Genomic DNA, 22,772 nt, shown 5'->3' with positions numbered 1-22,772 from the left:
CCACCATGCCATCGCCGGCATCAATGCGAATGCTTCGGAACGGCCGACCCGCGGCACCCGACGAGGAAATCGAAGTCGCATCCTTCGTCCGCCTGCAGCACATGGTCGATGTACAGCCCGGCATACCCCGTCTTCGGCAGTGCCGGCTGCTTCTCGGCGCGGTCGGCCTGGCGCGTCCTGATCTCCTCGTCCGGGACGTCCAGGTGCAGGCGTCCGTTGGCGCAATCGAGTTCGATGACGTCACCGTCCCGGACGATGCCCAGCGGCCCGCCCGCCATCGCTTCCGGCGCCACGTGCAGCACCACGGTGCCGTAGGCGGTGCCGCTCATGCGCGCATCCGAGATGCGCACCATGTCCTTGATGCCGCGCGCCAGCAGCTTGGGCGGCAAGCCCATATTGCCCACTTCGGCCATGCCCGGATAGCCCTTCGGGCCGCAGTTCTTCATCACCAGCACGGAGTGCTCGTCGACGTCCAGGTCGGGATCGTTGATGCGCTCCTTGTAGTGCTCGAAGTCCTCGAACACGACGGCGCGGCCGCGGTGCGTCATCAGGTGCGGCGAGGCGGCCGATGGCTTGAGCACGGCGCCGCGCGGCGCCAGGTTGCCGCGCAGGATGCAGATGCCCCCGTCGTCGATCAGCGGCGTGTCCAGCTTGCGGATCACCTCGTCGTTATAGATCGGCGCGTCCCGCGTGTTTTCCCACAGCGTGCGGCCGTTAACGGTGGGCGCGTCCGGATGCGGCAGCAGGCCGCCCTCGCCCAGGCGGCGGATCACGCCCGGCAGGCCGCCGGCGTAATAGAACTCTTCCATCAGGTAGCGGCCCGAGGGCAGCAGGTCGACGATGGTCGGGGTACCCTTGCCAATGGCCGTCCAGTCTTCCAGCTCGAGCGGCACGCCGATGCGGCCGGCAATGGCCTTCAGGTGGATCACGGCATTCGTGGAGCCGCCGATCGCCGCGTTCACGCGGATCGCGTTCTCGAAGTTCGCGCGCGTCAGGATCTTCGACAGCTTCAGGTCTTCATTGACCATCTCGACGATGCGCATGCCGGACATGTGCGCCAGCACGTAGCGGCGCGCATCGACGGCGGGAATGGCGGCGTTGTGCGGCAGCGAGGTGCCCAGCGCCTCGGCCATGCACGCCATCGTCGACGCCGTGCCCATCGTGTTGCAGGTGCCGGCCGAGCGCGAGTGGCCGCTCTCCGCCGCCAGGAAATCGTGCATGGTGATCTGGCCGCCCTTGAACTGCTCGTGCAGCTGCCACACGGCGGTGCCGGAACCGATGTCCTTGCCGTTCAATTTACCGTTCAGCATGGGGCCGCCCGTGACGACGATGGCGGGAATGTCGACGCTGGCCGCGCCCATCAGCAGGGCCGGCGTGGTCTTGTCGCAGCCGACCAAGAGGACGACGCCGTCCATCGGGTTGCCGCGGATGGATTCCTCGACGTCCATGCTGGCCAGGTTCCGGGTCAGCATGGCGGTGGGGCGCAGGTTCGACTCGCCGTTGGAGAACACGGGGAATTCGACGGGGAAGCCGCCCGCTTCCAGGATGCCGCGCTTGACGTGTTCGGCCAGCTTGCGGAAGTGGGCGTTGCAGGGCGTGAGTTCGGACCAGGTATTGCAGATGCCGATGATCGGCTTGCCCTGGAACTCGTGGTCCGGGATGCCCTGGTTCTTCATCCAGCTCCGGTACATGAAGCCGTTCTTGTCCTGGGTACCGAACCACGCCGCGGAGCGCAGGGTGGGCTTCTTCTTTGTCTCGGACACGTGATCTCCTCGTCGTTGTTCCTGGCCGAGCGACGCATGCCGGGTCGAGCTCAGCGATGAGGAAAGTCTAAAGGCCGTTCAGATAACTTTCCAATCACTTTTTTGACGTTATCGATGTCAATTCAGGCATCGGTAGCGATCCCGAAGCGCCCCTCCGGCAGGCCGCGCACGTCCAGCCCTTGCGCGAACAGGCCACCGGCGCCGGCTGCGGGATCCGCCAGGCCGACGGACGCCGACGTCGCGTACAGCACGTCCAGGCCAGGCCCGCCGAAGGCGACGCAGGTCGGCTGCCGGGCCGGCAGCGCCAGGATCCGGTCGACCCGGCCATCGGGCGCGAAGCGCACCACCTGCCCGGCGCCCCAGCGGGCGTTCCACAGGAAGCCTTCGGCATCGATCGTGGAACCGTCCGGATCGCCCGCGGCGGCATCCGGCCGGGCGAACACGCGCGGGCGCGAGATGGTGCCGTCGTGCGCGTAGTCGCAGCAGCGGATGGCGCGCGTGGCCGAGTCGGCGTAATACATCGTGCGGCCGTCCGGGCTGAAGCAGATGCTGTTGGCGATCGCCACGCCGCCCAGCGGCAGCGCTTCCAGCGACAAATCCCGGTTCAGGCGGTAGAAGCCGCCGACCGGGTGCTTCGGATTCTCGGCCTGGTTGAACATGCCGAACACGAAGCGTCCCTCGCGGTCGACGCGGCCGTCGTTCAGGCGCGTGGTGGGCAGGTGGGGCTCGACGTCGTGCAGGCGCTCGAAGCTGCCGGTCGCGATGTCGAAGAAGGACAGCCCGGACGCGAAGCCGAGCAGCAGGTGGTCGTCGCGGCCGGTCAGCGCCATCGAGCACAGGCGCTCGCGCAGGACCCAGCGCTTGGCAAAACCCGTCTCGGGCACGTAGGACCACAGTTCGCTGCCTTCGATATCGGTCCACAGCAGGCGTTGCCGGCGATCGTCCCACAGGATGCCCTCGCCGAGGGTGTTGCGGGCGTCGAGGATCAGTTCCATCATCATCGTTATCTCATGGACCGTCGCCCCTGCGCAGGCAGGGGCCCAATTGTGCCTGCATCGCGACTGCTCATGCGAAATTGGGCCCCTGCCTGCGCAGGGGCGACGGTGGCTTTACGCAGGGCGACGGTGGTTTACTCGGGGGCGACGGTGGTTTTATTGCGTCACCGAGAATTTGTAGCGCGACTCCGTCCGGTACACCTCCCCGGGTCGCAGGATCGTGTTCGGATACGCCGGCTGGTTGGGCGAATCGGGAAAATGCTGCGGCTCGATGCAGAACCCGCCGCGGAAGGCGTAGCTGTGGCCCTTGCCCGCCAGGCTGCCGTCGAGGAAGTTCCCGCTGTAGAACTGCACGCCCGGCTCCTGCGTGAACAGTTCCAGCACCCGCCCCGACGTCGGCTCGAGCACGTGCACGGCGCGCGTCAGGGTCTTGTCCGCATCCGGCTTGTTCAGCACCCAGCAATGGTCGTAGCCGGTGCCGTGGCGCAGCTGCTTGTCCGGCTGGCCGATGCGCTCGCCGATCGTGCGCGGCTGGCGGAAGTCGAACGGCGTGCCCGTCACGGGGGCCAGGGGTCCCAGCGGGATCGCGCCGGCGTCGACCGGCACGAACCTGTCGGCGTCGATCGTCATCTCGTGCGACAGGATGTCGCCCTGCCCCGCGCCCGCCAGGTTGAAATAGCTGTGCTGCGTGAGGTTGACGGGCGTCGGCTGGTCGGTGGTGGCGGAAAAACGCATCACGATCTCGTTGTCGTCCGTGAGGCTGTAGACGACGGTGGCGTCCAGGTTGCCCGGATAGCCCTGCTCGCCGTCGGCGGCGCGGTAGCGCAGCGCCAGGCCGTCGTCCTCGATCGTGGCCGTCCACAGCACCTTGTCGAAGCCGGGATCGCCGCCGTGCAAGTGGTTCTCGCCGTTATTCACCGGCAGCTGGTAGGCCTTGCCGTCCAGCGTGAAGCGGCCCTTGCCGATGCGGTTGCCGTAGCGGCCGATCAGGGCGCCGAAGTAGGGGCTGTCCTTGACGTAGGGCCCGACGGTCTCGAAGCCCAGCGCGACGTCGGCGAAGTTCCCGTCGCGGTCGGGCACGTGGATCTCGGTGACGATGCCGCCGAAGTCGATGATCCTGACGACCATGCCGTTCCTGTTCTTCAGCGTGTACTGCTGGACCTGCCGGCCGTCCGGCAGCGTCCCGAATGCTTGCTGCGTGATGTCCATGCGCACGTTATGGTTTCCTCAAAGGGTGAAGGCCCGAACCCCGGCATGCCGTTCCCGGTGCAGCCCTCGCTGCCGGGCCGTGGATGCCGTGATCGTAGCATGCACGCGGCATGGGCCGGGGACGGATGGGCGGCGCGCGGTCCGGCCGGGTCCGGGGACGGTTCGCGCGGCATGCCGGCACGCATGGTAGCGGCTACACTGGACAGTATCCAATCAATTTTTCCGCTGGGTCGATACCGTTTTACGTATCTCTATTGACAATATGCAACTCGCCACCTTCGACGACTTCCGCGACCTGCTGCTGGCCACTGACCCGGATGCCGTCGCGGCGCCGGACGCGATCCCCGATCCCTTCCTGCTGGCAAGGGCCGGCGCGGTGAGCGCCCACTACATCCCGTTCGACTACGTGAACCCGGCGGCGCGGGTGGTCCTGGTGGGCATTTCGCCCGGCTTCGTGCAATGGAAGAACGCGGTGCGCGAGGCGCGGCGCCAGTTAATGGCGGGCGCGCCGCGCGACGAGGTGCTGCGCGCGGCCAAGTACACGGGCGCCTTCAGCGGGGCGATCCGGCCCAACCTCGTCGCCCTGCTCGACCACGTGGGCCTGCAGCGCTGGCTGGGCATCTCCAGCTGCGCGACGCTGTTCGATGCGCATGCGGACCTGATGCATGTGACGGGGGTGCTGCGCAATCCCGTGTTCGTGAACGGCAAGAACTACAGCGGCGCGGCGCCGAACATGCTGACCACGCCCCTGCTGCAGGAGCAGATGCTCGATTATTTCGCGCGCGAGGTGGCGCCGCTGCGCGCTGCCGTCTACGTGCCGCTGGGGCCGAAGGTCGGCCTGGCGCTGGACTGGCTGGCCGCGCGCGGGGTGCTGGACGGACGCCGCATCCTGCACGGCATCCCGCATCCATCCGGCGCCAACGCCGAGCGGGTCGCCTATTTCCTGGGCCGCAAGGAGCGCGCCACGCTGTCGAGCCGCACCAACGGCCCGCGCATCGATGCCGAGCGCGCCGCCCTGCTCGCGCGGCTGGCGGCGCTGTCCTGACGCGCCCGGACCGGGCGCGAAGGCGGGCGCAACGCCCCCGCGACACCACGGCCCCCTGCCGCAAAAGGCGAAAAACCCCATAATCGCCGGGGCTTGAAGCGTGCGCGGCATGCGCGGCGTTACACTGGAATCGTCCAGTGTACAGGTGCCGATCATGCGAAGCCATCCCCAGGAAATCGTGTCATCAAATGTTAAACACGCCGACTATTTCGAGCGCGAGCCGCCCGCCTTCTTCAAGCAGGTCATCGAGTCGAGCACCACCGGCATCATCATCACGGACCCCGTCGAGAACGACAACCCGATCCTGTACGCCAACCCGGCCTTCGAGAAGCTGACGGGCTACCGCCTCGACGAGATACGGGGGCAGAACTGCCGCTTCCTGCAGCGCGACGACCGCGGCCAGCCCGAAATCGCCCATATCCGCCACTGCATCGAGACGGCCCAGATCTGCTGCACGACGCTGCGCAACTACCGCAAGGACGGCAGCATGTTCTGGTGCCGCATGCACCTGTTCCCCGTGCGCGAGGACGGCGACGGCGTCACCCGCTTCGTCGCCTTCCTGGAGGACGTGACGGAAACGGTAGAGGCCCAGCGCGCCATGCGGCATGCGCGCGAACACCTCAGCGCCGTCCTGGAAAGCATCGCCGACGGCTGCTTTTCGCTCGACCGCGAGTGGCGCTTCACGTACATCAATGCCAAGGGCGCCGCGCTGGCAGGCCGCAATGCCGCCGAACTGGCCGGCCGGAATATCTGGGAAGCGTTCCCCGAAGCCGTCGGGGGACCGTTCTACGCCGCCTACCAGCGCGCGATGAAGGCGCTGGTGCCGACCAGCTGCGAGGCGTTCTACAAGCCGCTAAGCATCTGGCTCGAGGGGCGTGCCTACCCGTCGCCGGACGGCCTGACCGTCTTCTTCGCCGACGTCACGGGCCGCAAGGAAGCGGAGGCGCGCCTGGTGCACGAGGCCACCCACGACAGCCTGACGGGACTGCACAACCGCGCCAGCTGCATGCACGCGCTGGACGCGGCCATGCAGCGGGCCACCGGCAATGGCGCGACGGTCGGCGTGCTGTTCGTCGACCTCGACCACTTCAAGGAAGTCAACGACGCCCACGGCCACCGCTTCGGCGACCAGGCCCTGCAGGAGATCGGACGGCGCCTGCACGCGTTCGCGGCGCCGGACGTGCGGGTGGCGCGCATCAGCGGCGACGAGTTCGTGTTCGTGCTGGAACGCGCCGGCGACGACGCCGCGCGCGCCCTCGCCGCCGCCGTGCTGCAGCGCCTGGCGATGCCGATCGAGGTCGACGGGCACCAGGTGACGATCGGCGCCAGCATCGGCATCGCGATCGGCACCGGCGAGGAAGACACGCCGGACGAGCTGCTCAACAATGCCGACGCCGCCATGTACGAGGCCAAGGACAACGGCCGACACACCTTCGCCGTGTTCTCGCCCGACGCGCGCCAGCTGCTCAAGCAGCGCCTGCAGCTGCGCCAGGAAGTGTTTTCCGCGCTCGACCGGCGCCAGTTCGTGCTCTACTACCAGCCCCAGATCAGCGCCGTCAACGGCGCCGTGGTCGGCGCCGAAGCCTTGCTGCGCTGGGACCATCCGCGCCTGGGCGTGCTGGGCCCGAACGCCTTCCTGCCGATGCTGGAAGACTCGCCCGCCATCTCGGCGGTCGGCGCCTGGGTCTGCGAGGAAGCCTGCCGCCAGGCGCGCGAATGGGAGGTGCTGGGCTACCGGCTGCGCATGGCCGTGAACGTGTCACCGCGCCAGCTCACGGACGAGAACCTGCCGCCCTTGCTGAAGAACCTGGTCGGGCGCTACGGCCTGGACCCGGAATGCATCAAGCTCGAAGTCACGGAGAGCATGCTGATGCAGGACATCGACAAGGCCGCCAGCGTCCTGCGCACGCTGCAGGACGAAGGTTTCCACATCGCGCTGGACGACTTCGGCACCGGCTACTCGAACCTGACCTACCTGCGCCAGTTCCCCATCACGGCGATCAAGATCGACCGCTCCTTCGTGGCCGAGATCGAGCAGGACCGGCGCTGCCTGGACATCGTCAACGGCGTGATCGCGTTTGCCAAGTCGCTCAAGCTGTCCGTGATCTGCGAAGGCATCGAGACCGAGGCGCAGAAGACGGCGATCCGCTCGACCGGGTGCGACGTGCTGCAGGGATACTTGATCGGCAAGCCGATGCCGGCGGAGGATTTCAAGGCCCTGCTGCTGGCGCAGAGCGCGGCGCCGCAACAGGCCGAGCCGGGTTGCGATAACCCGTAGGGTGGGCACCACGTGCCCACCCTACGCCAGCTCCGGCGCCGCCTCCGTCACGGTGGCCGGCGCCCTGTCCACCTGCCGCTTGAACAGGTACAGGCTGCCCAGCATCAGCGCGATCGGCACCAGCGTCAGGTAGAACGCGAAATGCCCGTTGAAGCGGCCGAACACGTAGCCCGTGATCAGGGAACCCGTCGTTCCGCCCAGCGCCGAGAAGATCACCAGCAGGCCCGTCATCGGCGCATGCTGGTGGGGCGGCAGGGAGCTGAGCATCACGGAATTGATGCCCGGGTAGATCGGCGCCATGAACAGCCCGATCAGGGGGAACAGGAAGGCGGCGATGGGCGCCGTGGCCCAGCCGACATGGGGGTCGTGGGCGATGTCGCGCGCCAGCGGCAGCGCCAGCAGCACGATGGCGCCCATGGCCAGCACGCAGGAACACAGCACCGGATACCAGTGCAGGCGGCGCATCACGATCCCGGCCGACAGCCGCCCCAGCGCCAGGCAGCCCGCGTAGATGCTGGTGACCTGCACGCTCATCGCGGTCGGCAGCTTGAGGATCTCGTTGTTGAACGTGGGCAGCCAGGTGCCCAGCGCCTGCTCGACCAGCACATAGAGGAAGGCGGTCAGCACGAACACGCACACCAGCGGCCGCAGGAACAGGCGCAGCATGGCGACGAAGTCGGCGGCCGGTCCGCGGCTGTGCGGCGCCGCGGCCGCGCTTTCGTCGATGGGCGTGGCCAGCACCAGCACGAAGGTCGCCGCGCACAGGGCCGACAGCAGCCAGTACACGTTCAGCCAGCGGGTCGAGCCGGGGTCGGCGGAATCGATGAACAGGCCGAAGATCCAGTAGGCGCTCAGCACGCCGACCATGAAGAAGCCTTCCAGCGTATTGGTGATGCCCGCATGGTGCCTGGGGTCGCGCGAGACGAGTCCCACGGTGGCGTACACGGACACCTTGGCCAGCGCGAACGCCACGCCCACGCACAGGAACAGCAGCTTGGCGGTGGCAAAGCCGGGCAGCAGCGGCATCGCCAGCGTGGCGCAGGCCACGATGGCCAGCGCCGCCAGCATCGCCTTCTTGTAGCCGAAGCGCGGCAGGCTGGCGGCGACGAGGAAGGAGACGATGGCGATCGGCAGGTCCTTGAACCCTTCCAGGACGCTGGCCGCGCCCTTGTCGATGCCGTAGTTGTGGATCATCTGCAGGATCACCGTTCCCACGCTGTTGAGCAGGATGGCGAACACGAAGTAGATGAGGAATAAGGCCAGCAGGATGCGATGCTTGTTCAACGGTGTCTCCAGTATGTTTTTATGATGACCGTTACGGGGCGTCGGCGGCGCGCTCTTCAGTATGCGAACAGGTCGAACTCCTCCATCGAGCGGATGATCCGGTCGGCCCGCGCCAGCACCTGCGGGTCGCCCACGCCGACGGCGAACATGCCCGCATCCTTGATCGACGCCACCCCGGCCGCCGCATCCTCCACGCCCAGGCAATCGGCCGGCGCTACGCCGAGGTGCCCGGCCGCCGTCAGGAAGATCTCCGGGTCCGGCTTGCCGCGCCGGACGGTGGCGGCATCGACCACGTCGTCGAAGCGGTCGCGGATGCCCAGGCGGTCCAGCACCGTGAACGCATTCTTGCTGACCGACGCGAGGCCGATGCGCAAGCCGGCCGCGCGCACCTGTTCCAGCGCCGCAAGCGCGCCGGGCAGCAGGTCCTTCGGCGTCATCGTCGCCACCAGTTCCTGGTAGTGGCGGTTCTTGGCATCGGCCAGCGCCAGCTTCTCGCCCGCGTCGAAGGTACGGGGGGCGCGCGCCAGGATCAGTTCCAGCGATCCCATGCGGTCGATGCCTTTCAGCGCCTCGTTGAAAGCTTCGTCGAACGGCGTGTCGATGCCGTCGGCCAGGCGCTTCCAGGCCAGGTAGTGGTAGCGGGCGGTGTCGGTGATGACGCCGTCCAGGTCGAAGATGACTGCCTTGAAGCGGGTGTGCTGGGTGCTCATGCGAGGTTCTCCATGCGGATCGTTGCGTGTCCGGTGCCGAGTTCGAAGGCGCGGCCGTGGTGCGCCAGCGCCAGCCTGTCGCCTGCCAGCAGGCGGTAGTCGGCGCCGCCGGCGTCGACGGCCACTTCCAGCAGCGCGCCGCGCACGTGCACCTTGAAGCGGTAGCCGTTCCACCGGTCCGGCAGCGTGGGGGCAAAGCGCAGGCCGCCTTCGTCCAGGCGCATGCCGCCGAAGCCGTAGGCGACGCCGAGCCAGGTGCCGGCCATCGCCGCCGTGTGCACGCCGTACTCGGTGTTGGCGTGGGTATTGTCCAGGTCCAGGCGCGCCGTCTCCATGAAGTAGGCGTAGGCCTTGTCGCGGTAGCCCACCTCGGCGGCGACGATGCTGAAGATGCAGGACGACAGCGAGGAATCGTGCGTCGTCACCGCCTCGTAGTAGTCGAAGTCGCGGCGCTTGTCGTCCAGCGAGAACTCGTTCGACAGCAGCAGCAGCGCCAGCACCACGTCGGCCTGCTTGCACACCTGGTGGCGGTAGATCACGAGCGGGTGGTAGTGCAGCAGCAGCGGATACTTGTCCGCCGGCGTGCCGGCGAAGTCCCAGCGCTTCTTGGACAGGAAGCTGTCGTCCTGCTCGTGGATGCCGAGCGCCTCGTCGTAGGGCAGGCGCATGGCGGCGCTGGCGGCGCGCATGGCGTCGATCTCGGCCTGCTCCAGCCCGATGAGGGCGACCACGCGCGCATGGTCGTCCGGGCGCTCGGCGCGCAGGCGATCCGCCATGTCGGCCGCGAACGTCATGTGCATGCGCGCCATCGCGTTCGTGTAGTAGTTGTTGTTGACGAGGGCCGTGTACTCGTCCGGTCCCGTCACCTCGTTGATGCAGAAGCGTCCCTGGCGGTCGTACGATCCGAGACCCAGCCAGATCCTGGCCGTCTCCAGCACGATCTCGGCGCCGTACTGCGCGATGAAGTCGAAGTCGTTCGTCGCCAGCAGGTACTGGCGGATGGAATAGGCGACGTCGGCATTGATGTGGTACTGGGCGGTGCCGGCCGGGTAGTAGGCCGAGCATTCCTCGCCCGCGATGGTGCGCCACGGGAACAGGGCGCCGCGCGCATGGGCCATCTGGCGCGCCCGCGCACGGGCCTGCGGCAGGATGTCGTAGCGGTACTGCAGCAGCGCGCGGGCGATCTCGGGGCGCGAGAACAGGAAGAAGGGGAAGACGTAGATTTCCGTGTCCCAGAAATAGTGGCCTTCGTAGCCCTCCCCCGTCACGCCCTTGGCCGCGATGTTCGTCTTGCCGTCGCGCCCGACGGACTGCAGCAGGTGGAACTGGTTGAAGCGCACGCCCTGCTGCAGCGCGTCGTCGCCGTCGATGACGACGTCCGCTTCGCGCCAGAAGCCGTCCAGCCAGAGCGCCTGCGCGCGCACCAGCGCGTCGAAGCCCGCGGCGCGGGCGGCGGCCAGTTCGGCGCGCGCGTGGGATGCGACCCGCGCCTCGTCGACGTCGCGCGAGCTGGCGTAGGCGATGAACTTGTGCAGCACGGCCGTGATGCCGGCGCGCGCGGCGAAGGCGAACGCATGGCCGCTCGCGAGGGGTTCGACGCGGGCCTCGGCGCCGTCCAGCACCGAGTCGGTGGCGGTGGCCAGCAGGAAGCCGCTGTGGCGGGTGCGCTGCAGCACCAGCACGTCGCTCGCGCCGACCTCGCATCCGGCCAGCTGCAGGCTCGGGCCCGTGATCGCCGAGCCCACGCGCGGGTCGTCGCCGGCCTGCAGGTTCGTCACGGCCGCGTCGACGTCGGACAGGATGCGGACCTCGCCCGAGAAATTCAGCGGCGTCACCGCCACCTCCAGCGCCGCCACGTGCTTGCGCTCCAGGCAGACCAGGCGCCGGCTGGCGATGCGCAGGCGCTTGCCGGTGCCGGATTCCCACTCGACGCGGCGCTCCAGCACGCCGGTGCGGAAGTCCAGCATGCGCTCGTAGGCGAGCACGGTCCCCGTCTCCAGCGTGAACGGCTCGCCGTCGACGATCACCGTGACGCGCTTGGCGTTCGGGACGTTGAGCATGAACTCGTTGGTGCGGGCGAGGCCGTAGGCGTTCTCCGGATAGTGGATCGTCTCGGTGTCGTGGAAGCCGTTCAGGTAGGTGCCTTCCAGCGTGCCGCCGGGCGCCCGGCCCGGTCCGTGCCCTTCCTCCGGCGTGCCGCGCATGCCGATGTAGCCGTTCCCCAGCGTGAACAGGGTCTCGTGCAGGAAGGCGCGCGCGGGGTCGGCGGCGCGCTCGCGGATGCACCACGGTTCCGGGTCGAGCGCGGGGGATGGCACGGGCGCCGGCGTGTACGCCCGCATGGTATCGATGTCATTCTCCACGGCGTTGTCCTTGTGTGCGGTGTGTGGCATGGGGTGTGTAGTCGCGTGCGATGGGCGCCGGTCAGGTCTGGCGCACGATCAGGTTGGTGGGCAGCATCTCCGAGTGCACGCCGGCGCGGCCCTCGATCATCTGCAGCATCTTTTGCGCGAGCAGCACGCCGCCGTCGCGCAGGTACTGGTGCACGCTCGTCAGCGGCGGCACGAAGCTGGCGGCGCCCGGCGTGTCGTCGTAGCCGATCACGGAAATGTCTTCCGGCACGCGCAGGCCCGCCTCGGTCAGGGCGCGGATCGCCCCCATCGCCAGCTGGTCGCTGGCGGCGAACAGGCCGTCGCTGGCATGGCCGGCCTTCTTCTTGAGCAGCGCGCGCACGCATTCGAAGCCCGCCTCGAAGGTAAAGGCCTTGGGGCGCAGGATGTGGACGGGCGCGCGGCCCGACAGGGCGTCGATGAAGCCGGCGCAGCGCTCCTGCACTTCGGCGTGGTCGACGTCGCCGACGAACACGAGCCGGCGCCGGCCCTGCTCCAGGAAGCGTTCGGCCACGCTGGCGCCGCCCTTGCGGTTGTCACTGCCGACGACGACGTAGTCGGCGGCAGGCTCCGGGGCGCCCCACACGACCAGCGGCACGGTGGAACCCTGCAGCGCGCGCACCGCCTCGCCGTGCGAACCCTGGCCCAGCAGGATCAGGCCGTCGGCGCCCTGCACCGGCGCCGTGTCGAGCAGCTGCCGCGAGGTCAGCACGACGCTGTAGCCGGCCGTCGTCAGTTCCTGGGTGATGCCGCCCAGGAGTTCGAGCGGATACGGGTCCGACATGGGCCGGCCCTTCGCGGGCGTCATCTCGACGACGACGGCCACCGAGTACGAGCGCCCCATGCGCAGGTTGCGCGCGCTGACGTTGAAGCGGTAGCCCTGCTCGGCCGCGATTTTGCGGACCTTCTCGCGCGTCTTTTCCGTCACCAGGGGGCTGTCGCGCAGCGCGCGCGACACCGTAATGGTCGACACGCCGGCGATCTTCGCCAGGTCTTCCATCGTCAATGCGGTGTCGGTTGCCGCCGGTTTTTTGCGTTGCTGCGCCATGTGATCCGTCAAATGAAAGCTTCAGTCCGATCGCATTATGCCAGATTCCCTTGTGCTGTCGACAAAAAATGACATCGATAACAATACGATTGACATCGATAACAATTCGGTGATTCAATGGCCCGACTTGCTTGACCGAGTTGCAAGATCGGCAGGCTGCGGGGGAGGAGACGCCCCCGACCGATCCTCATCCATAAGAGAGACAATCCGATGAAAACGCCAGTCCAGTTTCCGCGGCTGCACGCCGTCGCCCTCGCCGTCGCCATCCTCGCGCTGCATGCGCACGCGGCGGCCCAGGAGTCCCCTACCCCGCAGCAGGCCAGCCCGGCCGCCGACGTCCAGAAGGAGATCCAGCAGGTCGTCGTGACCGGCACGGCGTCGGCCAGCGGCACGCGCAAGATCGACACGAGCTTCTCGATCACGGCCGCCACCGAGGAACAGCTCAAGATGGCGGCGCCCAGCAGCACGGCCGACGTGCTCAAGATCGTGCCGGGCGTGTACGCGGAGGCGACGGGCGGCCAGTCCGGCGCCAACATCGAGGTGCGCGGCTTCCCGTCGGGCAGCGATTCGCCGTTCGTGTCGGTGCAGATGAACGGCAACCCGATCTATCCGGTGCCCGTGCTGTCCTTCTTCGAAGGGTCCTCCGCCTTCCGCCTGGACGACACCATCGAGCGCGTCGAGGTGCTGCGCGGCGGCCCGAGCACCATCTATTCCGTCGGCCAGCCGGGCGCCACGATGAACTTCATCATGAAGAAAGGCGGCGACACGCCCGAAGGGAATATCCGCGTGACGACGGGCACGGGCAGCCTGCGCCGCATCGACGGCGTCTACAGCGGCAAGCTGGCCGACAAGTGGTACGGCATGGTCGGCGGCTTCTGGCGCAAGACCGACGGCGTACGCGACGCCGGCTTCCCCGCCGACGACGGCGGCCAGCTGTCGGCATCGATCACGCGCAAGCTCGACGGCGGCGAACTGACCGTCTATGCGCGCCACACGGACGACAAGAATGCCTTCTACACGGGCGTGCCGCTGATCTCGGCCAACGAGGGCCGCAGCATCTCGTCCTTCCCCGGCTTCGATCCGCTCACGGGCACCCTGATGAGCAACGAACTACGCCACTTCACCGTGGAAGCGGCGCCGGGGCGGACGCTGAACTACGACCTGGGCGACGGCCGTGGCCTGAAGTCGACGCTGCTCGGTGCCGACTACCAGCAGAAGATGAACGGCTGGGACGTGTCCAACAAGCTGAATTACTTCCGGGGCGACCTGAACACGATCGCCATGTTCACCGGGAACAACCCGCTGACCGCGGCCGACTACCTGGCGCAATCGATCGCGTCGGCCAACGGCAATGCGGCGGCGCTGGCCGCGGCCGGCCGCCGCGCCGGCGGCGGCGCGCTGACCTACACGAACGGCGGCGGCGCCGTCGCTGCCGACCAGCAGGTCGTGCAGGCGGGCCTGTGGGCCGTCGAGAAGAAGCTGCGCTCGTTCACGGACGAACTGCGCGTGAGCCGCGACATCGGCCGCGACAACACGCTGACCGTGGGCGCCTACTATGCCGATTACACATCGCGCGACACCTGGTACCTGGGCAACAGCCACCTGATGACGGCCACGCCCAACGCCCGCCTGATCGACGCGCGCCTGGACAACGGCGTGATCGTGTCGAACCGCGGCACCGACGGCAACGTCAACTATGCGCCGGTCGCTTCCTACGACGGCGACAACAAGGCCGTCTTCATCGCCGACGAATGGCGCATCAACGACCGCATCAAGGTCGACGCGGGCATGCGCCACGAGAAGCAGAGCCTGTCCGGTTCCGTCTCGAACCAGATGACGGGCGACACGGACAACAATCCGCTGACCGTCTACAACAACGGCACCTCGATGCCGGACGGGACCTTCACCCGCTACGCGCGCGACGATTCCGCCAATTCCTTCACGGTGGGCGGGCTGTACAAGCTGACGAAGAATTCCAGCGTGTTCGTGCGCGCCAACCAGGGCCACACCTTCATTTACTTCGACGACATGCGCAACGCCGGCAGCCAGGCCGTGCTGAACGACCGCAATCGCATCCCGAACCCGAAGGTGACGCAGTACGAAGTGGGCTTCAAGACGGCGACGCCCGTCTACAGCGCCTACGTGAACGCGTTCTGGACCGACTTCAAGGGCATCTCGTTCCAGCAGATCACGACCACCGACATCCTGTATTCGGTGAGCGGATCGGAGGGCAAGGGCGTGGAATTCGAACTGGCCGTGCGCCCGCTCGCGGGCCTGCAGCTGCAGCTGACGGGCGACTGGCAGGACTCGACCTACAAGGACAATCCGGCCATCGCGGGCAACCAGGTGCAGCGCCAGCCGAAGTTCCAGTACCGCTTCTCGCCCAGCTACCGCCTGCCGATCGGCGACTATGCACTGAAGTTCTACGGCACGTACTCGCATATCGGCGCGCGCTGGGCCGACCAGGCGAACACGCAATACCTGCCGAAGTACGACACGCTCGACATCGGCGTGCTGGCCGAAATCTCGGACCACTTGGAACTGCGCCTGACGGGAACGAACGTGACGAACGAGCTGGGGCTGACGGAAGGGAATTCGCGCCTGGTGGGCGCGAGCACGGGGCCGATCAATGCGCGGCCCCTGTTCGGACGGGCGTGGGAAGCGTCGCTGAACTACCGCTTCTGAGCGAGGAAGGTTCTATCTGCTGTACCCTCTTGGCGGGACTTCGGTCCTGCCTTTTTTTCGTCTGCTTGCAGGCATGGTGGGCATGTGATGCCCACCCTACGCTGGCACGACGTAGGGTGGGCACCACGTGCCCACCTTGCATCACGGCCGGATTACAGGAAGTGGTAGTTCAACTCGACCCACCCCGTCCGCCCCGCCGGGCTGTAGTTGCCCACCGCGTAGTTCGGCCAGCCGCCCGTGCTGTCGTACTTGATGCGGTTGAAGACGTTGTTGACGATGGCCGATACGGTCAGGCGGTCCGTCACGTGGTAGACGACACTCGTGTTGAACAGCGTGGACGGCGAGATGTAATCCGTCTGCGCCTGGTTCGGGATCTTGCCGTAGCGGGTGGCGAACAGCGTCGCCGACCACGGGCCCTGGTCCCAGTTCAGGCTCGCCGCCAGCTTGTCCGGCCAATCCTGGCTGTCCAGCGCATGCAGGTCATCCTTCACGACGTCGCCGGCGAACTGGCGCGAGCGGCGCGTCAGCGTCTTCGAATAATTGCCGCGCAGCGTGAAGGTGCCGTAGGCGCTCGTCCTCAGCGCATATTTCGCGCTGACGTCGATGCCGCTGCTTTCCTGCTGGGCCGCATTGATCGGATTGACGCGGATCTCCTTGATCTCGCCCGGACGCACGGGCGAATTCGCCGCGAAGCGGGTGATGCGCGCGATCGCGTCGACGCAGGTCGGCGAACCGATGTCCTGGGTGCCCAGGCGGCAGGCCGCTTCGTCGCGCAGCAGCTGGTCGGCATCCAGGTTGCGCACCAGGTCGTCGATGCGGATGTTCCAGTAGTCGATCGACGCATCGAAGGCGGCGCTCGGCGACCACACGATGCCGGCGCCGTAGGACTTGCCCTTCTCCGGCTTCAGGTCGGCGCTGCCGTACTGGACGTAGTCGGCGCCCGGCGACACGTTGCGGTAGTCGCAGCTTGCCAGCGGCTGGCCCGCCAGGCCGCAGCGGTAGTAGTCGGTCGTGGACGAGTAATAGCCCGTGCCGCGCGCCTTGTAGATGTAGTTCATGTCCGGCGCGCGGAAGCTGGTCGCGTAGTTGGCGCGCACCAGCAGGTCCTTCGTCGGGCGCAGTTCCAGGCCGCCGTTGTAGGTGAACTTGCCGCTGTCGCGCTCGGCGAATTCATAGCGGTCGTAGCGGCCGGCGAGCGTCGCCGTCAGCATCTTCGTCACGGGGATGTTCGCTTCGGCGCCGGCCGCATAGCGCGTGCGCGTGCCGGCCGTGACGTCGCTCGTCGTGGCGAGGTTGAAGTAGCCCTGGTTGATGCGCGCGTCCGGACGGTTCGAAAAGCCCTGGCGGCCCGCCTCGACGACGGCGGCCACCTGCAGCGGGCCCGCCGGCAGCTGCAGCACTTCGCCGTTGGCGCTGGCGGACAGGGTGTGCGTCCACGATTCGTCGTCGCTGCGGGCCTGGCCCGTGATGCCGTCGAATTCCGCGGCCGTCAGCGGACGCGCCAGGCGCGCCGGGTCCGGCGCATAGATCGCGATGCCGCTGGCATCCTGCCCCAGCTTCGGCCCCAGGAAGAAGCTGTCGATGTTCGCGAGGGCGCGCGGCGTCTGGCTCTTGCTCTCGTACCAGGACGCGCTGTAGCCCGCTTCCCACTTCCAGCTCGTGCCGGTGAAGCGGCCGCGCGCGCCCAGCGAGGCGGCCACCGATTCGTCCTTCCAGTGGCGGTTGTAGCGCGACACGCCGCCCATCTCTTCCGGCGACATGTAGCGGGTCCAGGCTTCGTAGTGGCCCGTGTTCCGGTTCAGGAAATAGCTGCCGTTGGTCGAGGACGACGTCCACGACGGCCCGCGCGTATTGTTCTGCGTATCGTTGCGGCCCAGCAGGAGGTCGGCGAACAGCGTCGTGTCGTCGTTCAGTTCGTAGGTTGCGCTGCCGAACGCGTTCTTGCTCAGGTTCTGGGTCTGCACGGACCAGTAGGTCGGGCTGACCTTGTTGCTGGCGCAGTAGTTGCCCGTGCGCGAAGCGTAGTTGCCCACGCTGCCGCCGAACAGGCCGCCCACCTGGGCGCAGTCCTGGTCGATGTAGCGGTTGGTGGTGGCGTCGCGGCGCGACAGCACGTTGGTGGGCGTGCCCTGGCGCGTGGCCATGAAGTCGCGCTGGTAGGCGGCGATCGGGTTGCGGTCGTCCAGCTCCAGCGAGAACACGGTCGACAGGCGGTCGAACTGGCGTCCGCCCGTCACCTGCAGGCGCCGCTCGGCGCCGCCGCCGCGCGTGGTGCCGCCGGCCTTGACGTTGACGTCGATGCCGTCGAATTTCTTCTTGAGGATGATGTTCACCACGCCCGCGATCGCGTCCGAGCCGTAGATCGCGGAGGCGCCGCCGGACAGGATCTCGATGCGCTCGACGATCGAGGACGGGATATTCGCCAGGTTGGTGAAGTTGACGGTGCCGTCGTAGGCGACGGGGAAGTCGGCGAGGCGGCGGCCGTTCAGCAGGATCAGCGTGTGGTTGGGGCCCAGGCCGCGCAGGCTGATGGTGTTGGCCGACGGCGTGAAGGTATTGCCGAAGTCGGCGCCCTGGGTGAAGCCGCTGTTCTGCACCTGGTTGTTGAGGGCGTCGAACACGTTCTTGTAGCCCTGGCGCGTGATGTCCTCGCCCTTGAGGACGGTGACGGCCGACGGCCCTTCGAGGCCGGCGCGCGCGATGCGCGAACCGGTGACGACGACGGATGCGGGGGGGGCCGGGGTGGCGGTGGTGGCGGTGGTAGCCGGGGCGGGTTCGGTCTGGGCCTGCGCGAGGTACGGCAGGCCCATGAGCGGCACGCCGGATAAGGCGGCCAGCAGATGCTTGGTCTTCATGCTTGTTGTGGTCAGTCCTTTTTGGGGAGGCGGACTTTACCAAACGGCACGGCTCAGCTGGAACGATTTATTTCGAAAAAGCTTATGCAAATACACACGAACACAGGGATGCGCGCTCAGAAACCCAGGTTGACCTTGGCCTTGACGGCATTGTTGTTCGAGTTGCCGCCCCAGCGCTCGCTGTTGCCGTAGCGCTCGAACGATCCCGACACGGAAGCCTTCTCGCTCAGCTTGTACTTGGCGCCGGCGCCCGCATACACGCCCGTGTCGCTCTCCTGCACCGACCGGCCCAGCTCGTCGCGGTGCTTGTACTCGCTATAGGCCATGCCCAGCTTGCCGTAGGCTTCCCAGCGGCTGCCCACGGGCACCATGACCTTGGCGGCCGCATGCGTCTGCATGCCCTTCACGTTCATGGCGCCGTTCAGGTCCTCCGGGCGGGTGGAATCGACGGGGTGGGTGCCGCGATCGTACAGGTTGACGTAACCGGCTTCCAGCGCCAGGAACGGCGTCAGCTGCACGCCGGCGAGCAGGCGTGGATCCGTGGCCCAGCGGGTGAACGGAGCAAACAGGCGCGCCATCGGGTTCGGCTCGGCGACGTTCTTCAGGTAGCTGCGCTCGACCGGCACGATCTTGCCGAACGGGCGCGACAGCAGCGGGGTCGATGACAGCGTCGCTTCGGGCTGGGGCAGCAAGACGGGGGACGGTTCCGGTTCGGGAACCAGTGTCTGGGCGTGGGCGCCGCCCACGGCGAACAGGATGGTGGCGGCAAGGCCGGTGGCGTGCATCGTCTTCTCTCCGTGTGTGAGTGTTCGACGTCAGCGTACCGGTGAATTGTAGAACATGAACAAACTAATTTTTAACAAGTTGTAAATAAATATGCATGTGAAGCGATCGAGTACGACTAAAAACCGTCGCCCCTGCGGAGGCAGGGGCCCAATTGCGCTTGCGTTGCGACGGCGCTAGGAAATTGGCCCCCTGCCTGCGCAGGGGCGACGTTGGTTCAGGGTCTGGTTACGCAACCCGCTGCACTTTATTTCAGGTGCACTTTCAGCTCGGTCCCTGCCTGCAGCAGCGCCGACTGCACTTCCGGCACCTTGGCCAGCGGGTTCAGCAGGCCGTAGTCGTGGATCATGCCGTTGTAGCGGGTGGCGGTCACGGGCACGCCGGCGGCATCCAGTTTCTTCGCATAGGCTTCGCCTTCGTCGCGCAGCACGTCCAGCTCGGCGGTCTGCACGAGGGCCGGCGGCAAGCCTTTCAGCTGTTCGGTGCTGGCGCGCAGCGGCGAGGCGGTGATCTCGTTGCGCTTGGCGGCATTGGGCTCGTAGTTATCCCAGAACCATTTCATCATGTTCTTGGTGAGGAAGTGGTCGTTGGCGAATTCGTTGTACGAGGCCGTCTCGAAGTTGTTGTCGGTCACCGGCCACAGCAGGACCTGGTAGCGGATCTTCGGCGCGCCCTTCTCCTTCGCCATCAGGGTAACGGCGGCCGCCATGTTGCCGCCGACGCTATTGCCGGCCACGGCCAGGCGGCTGCCGTCGACATTGATCTCCTTGCCGTTGGCGGCGACCCACTTGGTCGCGGCATAGGCCTGGTTGATCGCCACGCCGTATTTCGCTTCCGGCGACGGGGTGTAGTTCACGAACACGGCGGTGGCGCCCGAATAATTCACCAGGTCGCGCACCAGGCGGGCGTGGGTCGGGTAGTCGCCCAGCACCCAGCCGCCGCCGTGGAAGAACATGAAGACGGGGGTCGCGCCCTTGGCGCCGTGCGGCCGGACGACGGTCAGGTCGACCTTCTGGCCGTCCTGGGTGATCGTGCGGTTGCTGACGTCCACGCCGGACAGGTCCACCTGCACCGATTTCTGGGCGCCGACCAGCACCTGGCGCGCTTCCTGCGGAGTCAGCTGTTCCATCGGCTTGCCGCCGCTGCTGTTCAGCACGTTCAGGAAGGCCTGGGTCTGGTGTTCGGCGGCCGGGACGGCCGGGGCGGCCATGGCCGACTGGGCGCCGATGACGAACAGGGAAGCGGAGAGGATGGTGGCGACGGTTTTCATGGTGGTTACTTTCAGTGTCTTGTGTGGTCGATGTCGATCTGTTTTTACTTCACTTCATATAAACGCTATTTAATAGCGCACTACATATTACAGATTAATTCACTATTAAATAGCGCACTACTTATTTCATGGACGCCGGCAAGCGCGGTGCTGTCTTGCGCCTTGCCTCAGGCATTGTCCGCCAGCTTCGCCCGCAGCCCTTCGAGCTGCCCCTTGATGACGTTCAGCTCGCCCGGTGTGCACGCCATGGCGCACAACACCTCGTCGAAGATCGCACCCGCTTCGTCCTGCAGGGCGCGGCCCCCTTCCGTCAGGCTGACCACGACCTGGCGCTCGTCCGCGGCGGAGCGGGCCCTGCTCACCAGTCCGGCCGCTTCGAGCCGCTTGAGCAGCGGCGTCAGCGTGGCCGAATCGAGGAACAGGCGCGCACCGATCTCGGACACGGTCAGCTCGTCCTTTTCCCACAGCACCATCAGCACCAGATACTGGGGATAGGTCAGGTCCAGCTTGCGCAAGGCTTTGCGATACACCTTGTTCATCGCCAGGCCCGTCGAGTACAGCGTGAAGCACAGCAGGTCGCCGAGCACCGGGGGTTTCCGGCTTCCCTTTGCTGCCTGCTTCGTCGATGTGTCGTTGGCGTCCATGGGTCAAATATTAAATCGCGCGCTATCGAATAGCAAGCGATATTTGTAAGAAGATGTGACAGGACCATGGTAAGTGGTTCGCCCCGCTCCCGCCGCACCGCTGGCCGGGACGGCTGCGGCGCAGGACGGGATCGGGCGATGCCTCAGGCGGCCGCGGCCATCTTTGCGCGTGCGGCCAGGCGGTTGCGGCCGCCCGACTTGGCCTGGTACAGCATGCCGTCGGCCGCCTCCACCCAGTCGCAGGGCACATCGCTGCCGTCGATCGCGGCATGGCCCGTGTAGACGCCCAGGCTCAGCGTGACGATGCCGGTGGGGCTGTCGGCGTGCGGGATGGCGAGCGCTTCGACGGCCGCGCGGATCTTCTCGCCCACGGCACGTGCGCCGTCGAGGTCGGTATCCGGCAGGATCACCGCGAATTCCTCGCCGCCGTAGCGCGCCGCCAGGTCGGCCGGCCGGTGCGGGCCGCTGGCGATGGCGCGCGCCACGAGGCGCAGGCATTCGTCGCCCGCCACGTGGCCGTAGCGGTCGTTGTATTTCTTGAAGAAGTCGACGTCCGTCATGATCATCGAGAACGGCTTGCGGCTGCGCCGCGCGCGTTCGTGTTCGATTGCCAGCGTTTCCTCGAAGCGGCGCCGGTTGGCCAGGCCCGTCAGCCCGTCGCTGTCGGCCAGCACGCGCAGCGACACGTTGTGCACCTCGAGCGAGGCGCGGGCCCGGCGCAGCTCGTCCTCGAGCGCCTCGCGCACGCGGATCTGGCCGATCATGCGCTTGCCGCCCCAGGCCAGCACGCCCACGGCGAACAGCACCACGCAGCTCATCTTGATCACGGCCACCCACCAGCCGGCCAGGATTTCCGTCTTGGCCTGCGCGGTCGCCACGATGAGGGGCAGGCCGTCCAGGTGGCGATAGCTGTACAGGCGCTCGATGCCATCGATGTTCGACACCAGCATGCCCGTGCCGATCGGACCGTTCTGCTTGTAGAGCTGGTATACGGGCCCGTTGGCGACGCTGGTCCCCACCATGGGTTCGTTGAACGGCCGCCGGTACAGCAGCGTGCCGTCGTCCAGCATCAGCAGGATGGTGCCGGTGGGGCCGACGTCGAAGCTGTCGTAGAACTTGCCGAAGAACTGCAGCTTGAGCGAGGCCATCGCCACGCCGCCGAAGCTGCCGTCGGGACGGTCGATGCGGCGCGACAGCGGGATCGCCAGCACGCCGCTGGAGCGGCTGTAGATCGGCTTGCCCACGTGGACGCCGCGGTCCGCATGGGTCTTGTGGTACTGGAAATAGGCCCGGTCGGCATTGTTCCCATTGACCAGCTTGGGCAGCGAACTCGCCAGGCGCGCACCGTCCGGACCGTAGATGAACACTTCCTGCAGCTCGGGCGTCTCGGCCACGAGGGCCTGCATGCGCGCATGGATGCGTTCCCCGCTCGCGCCGTCGAGCGCATCGTGTTCGCCGCGCTCGACGATCTCGGCCAGCACGGCGCCGCCGATCTTGATCGAACGCTCCGCGTGGGACGCCAGCGCGCGCGCCATGTTCGCCGTGCTGATGCCCGTCTGCTCGATCTGGTGCTGGCGCGAGGCCCACAGGCTCCAGCCGTGCAGGCACAACAGCAGCAGGCAGAAGCCGCCCAGCCAGGCCGTGAGCCGCACCACCATCGGCTGGCGCAGGCGGTCCAGGCGCTGGAGGCGGTCGGCAGGGACGGTGGCGTGATTGTCAGGATCTTGCATGCAGCTCGACATATAAACGGAATGAACGAAAGCGTGGCGCACGACACCGTCGTCCACCACGCCAAGGCGCATGACGGCATTTT

Annotated in this window: 15 protein-coding genes; 3 read left to right on the top strand and 12 right to left on the bottom strand. The window is 67.1% G+C overall.

Annotated features, from left to right (window positions below; genetic code table 11):
- Window positions 1-20: 20 nt before the first annotated feature.
- The 3 genes from ACI1V7_RS11470 to ACI1V7_RS11460 form a co-directional block, all read right to left on the bottom strand.
- Window positions 21-1,763 (bottom strand): IlvD/Edd family dehydratase, encoded by a 1,743-nt coding sequence (locus ACI1V7_RS11470; protein WP_404531891.1) that lies wholly within the window; start codon window positions 1,761-1,763, stop codon window positions 21-23.
- Window positions 1,764-1,885: 122 nt separating this feature from the next.
- On the bottom strand, window positions 1,886-2,764 hold the full coding sequence (locus ACI1V7_RS11465) for an SMP-30/gluconolactonase/LRE family protein (RefSeq protein ID WP_404531890.1): 879 nt from the start codon (window positions 2,762-2,764) through the stop codon (window positions 1,886-1,888).
- A 150-nt stretch (window positions 2,765-2,914) separates the two neighbouring features.
- Window positions 2,915-3,967, bottom strand: a complete 1,053-nt coding sequence (locus ACI1V7_RS11460; RefSeq protein ID WP_489672318.1) for an aldose epimerase family protein — start codon at window positions 3,965-3,967, stop codon at window positions 2,915-2,917.
- Window positions 3,968-4,229: 262 nt separating this feature from the next.
- Between ACI1V7_RS11460 and ACI1V7_RS11455 the strand changes: the two genes are divergently transcribed.
- Window positions 4,230-5,012, top strand: a complete 783-nt coding sequence (locus tag ACI1V7_RS11455) for a hypothetical protein (RefSeq protein ID WP_404531888.1) — start codon at window positions 4,230-4,232, stop codon at window positions 5,010-5,012.
- 154 nt (window positions 5,013-5,166) lie between these two features.
- Window positions 5,167-7,290 carry an EAL domain-containing protein gene (locus ACI1V7_RS11450; RefSeq protein ID WP_404531887.1) on the top strand — a complete coding sequence of 708 codons (2,124 nt, stop codon included), beginning with the start codon at window positions 5,167-5,169 and terminating at the stop codon, window positions 7,288-7,290.
- Window positions 7,291-7,311: 21 nt separating this feature from the next.
- Here ACI1V7_RS11450 and ACI1V7_RS11445 read toward each other — a convergent pair whose 3' ends face one another.
- The 4 genes from ACI1V7_RS11445 to ACI1V7_RS11430 are packed head-to-tail and all read right to left on the bottom strand — an operon-like array spanning window position 7,312 to window position 12,722.
- The gene (locus ACI1V7_RS11445) at window positions 7,312-8,574 is read right to left on the bottom strand and encodes an MFS transporter (RefSeq protein WP_404531886.1); all 1,263 of its coding nucleotides are present in this window, start codon (window positions 8,572-8,574) and stop codon (window positions 7,312-7,314) included.
- A gap of 56 nt (window positions 8,575-8,630) precedes the next feature.
- Window positions 8,631-9,284, bottom strand: a complete 654-nt coding sequence (pgmB, locus tag ACI1V7_RS11440; RefSeq protein ID WP_404531885.1) for a beta-phosphoglucomutase — start codon at window positions 9,282-9,284, stop codon at window positions 8,631-8,633.
- Window positions 9,281-11,677: a glycoside hydrolase family 65 protein gene (locus ACI1V7_RS11435; RefSeq protein WP_404531884.1), complete on the bottom strand. Its 2,397-nt coding sequence runs from the start codon at window positions 11,675-11,677 to the stop codon at window positions 9,281-9,283. Before ACI1V7_RS11435 ends, pgmB begins: the two co-directional genes overlap by 4 nt.
- Before the next feature lie 31 nt (window positions 11,678-11,708).
- Window positions 11,709-12,722, bottom strand: a complete 1,014-nt coding sequence (locus ACI1V7_RS11430; RefSeq protein WP_404531883.1) for a LacI family DNA-binding transcriptional regulator — start codon at window positions 12,720-12,722, stop codon at window positions 11,709-11,711.
- 210 nt (window positions 12,723-12,932) lie between these two features.
- Between ACI1V7_RS11430 and ACI1V7_RS11425 the strand changes: the two genes are divergently transcribed.
- Window positions 12,933-15,407: a TonB-dependent receptor gene (locus ACI1V7_RS11425; RefSeq protein WP_404531882.1), complete on the top strand. Its 2,475-nt coding sequence runs from the start codon at window positions 12,933-12,935 to the stop codon at window positions 15,405-15,407.
- A gap of 152 nt (window positions 15,408-15,559) precedes the next feature.
- On the opposite strand, the gene ACI1V7_RS11420 is transcribed toward ACI1V7_RS11425, so the two are convergent.
- From ACI1V7_RS11420 to ACI1V7_RS11400, 5 genes are all read right to left on the bottom strand, one after another.
- A complete protein-coding gene (locus ACI1V7_RS11420) occupies window positions 15,560-18,262 on the bottom strand; it encodes a TonB-dependent receptor domain-containing protein (protein ID WP_404531881.1) in 2,703 nt (900 codons plus the stop codon).
- A 116-nt stretch (window positions 18,263-18,378) separates the two neighbouring features.
- Window positions 18,379-19,047, bottom strand: coding sequence for an outer membrane beta-barrel protein (locus ACI1V7_RS11415; protein ID WP_404531880.1), 669 nt, complete (start codon window positions 19,045-19,047; stop codon window positions 18,379-18,381).
- A gap of 245 nt (window positions 19,048-19,292) precedes the next feature.
- Complete coding sequence (locus ACI1V7_RS11410; RefSeq protein WP_404531879.1) at window positions 19,293-20,315, bottom strand: alpha/beta hydrolase; 1,023 nt, start codon at window positions 20,313-20,315, stop codon at window positions 19,293-19,295.
- Between the two features lie 167 nt (window positions 20,316-20,482).
- The gene (locus ACI1V7_RS11405) at window positions 20,483-20,854 is read right to left on the bottom strand and encodes a MarR family winged helix-turn-helix transcriptional regulator (protein WP_404532517.1); all 372 of its coding nucleotides are present in this window, start codon (window positions 20,852-20,854) and stop codon (window positions 20,483-20,485) included.
- 248 nt (window positions 20,855-21,102) lie between these two features.
- A complete protein-coding gene (locus ACI1V7_RS11400) occupies window positions 21,103-22,689 on the bottom strand; it encodes a sensor domain-containing diguanylate cyclase (protein WP_404531878.1) in 1,587 nt (528 codons plus the stop codon).
- Window positions 22,690-22,772 lie beyond the last annotated feature (83 nt).

It is taken from the genome of Massilia paldalensis, assembly GCF_044901715.1.
Classification (GTDB): Bacteria; Pseudomonadota; Gammaproteobacteria; order Burkholderiales; family Burkholderiaceae_D; genus Telluria; species Telluria paldalensis.
Note: the sequence above shows the minus strand (reverse complement) of the source record. Positions and strands in the feature narration are given on the sequence as shown.